This is a genomic window from Mesorhizobium sp. M6A.T.Ce.TU.016.01.1.1 (assembly GCF_003997065.1).
In the GTDB taxonomy this organism is placed as follows: domain Bacteria; phylum Pseudomonadota; class Alphaproteobacteria; order Rhizobiales; family Rhizobiaceae; genus Mesorhizobium; species Mesorhizobium mediterraneum.
Window position 1 is genome coordinate 1 of sequence record NZ_RZTJ01000189.1, and the last position, 319, is coordinate 319.

Below are 319 nucleotides of genomic sequence, written 5' to 3' on the forward strand. Positions count from 1 at the left end.
CATGTCGCTGTATGCGAAACGGCTCGAGAAGGGCCGGTTTCTATGGCCGTCGCCGGCGGACGGCACGGTTTCCATATTGCCGGCGCAGCTCGCCTACATGCTCGACGGGATCGATTGGCGCAACCCGCGTCACACGTTCCGACCGCAGCGCGCGGGCTGAGTTTTTCTTTGAGTTTGCGCCATTTTCCGCGAGTCAGCGGACGCGTTTTTATGATTCACTCCAGGGCATGGTTGCCACCGCCCAGGATGCTGTTCCGGACGATATTGGCGCGCTGAGAACGGCGCTGACCGCGGCGCTGGCCAGAGCCCAAGATGAGGC

Annotated in this window: 1 protein-coding gene; it reads left to right on the forward strand. The window is 62.4% G+C overall.

Annotation, left to right across the window (positions count from 1 at the left end; all coding sequences use genetic code 11):
• Nucleotide 1 precedes the first annotated feature (1 nt).
• Nucleotides 2-160, forward strand: a complete 159-nt coding sequence (gene tnpB, locus EOC94_RS33915; protein ID WP_148128486.1) for an IS66 family insertion sequence element accessory protein TnpB — start codon at nt 2-4, stop codon at nt 158-160.
• Nucleotides 161-319: the final 159 nt, after the last annotated feature.

Excerpts from the sequence above, each read along its gene's own strand:
- tnpB (WP_148128486.1), top strand. The coding sequence starts at position 2 with ATGTCGCTGTATGCGAAACGGCTCGAGAAGGGCCGGTTTCTATGGCCG.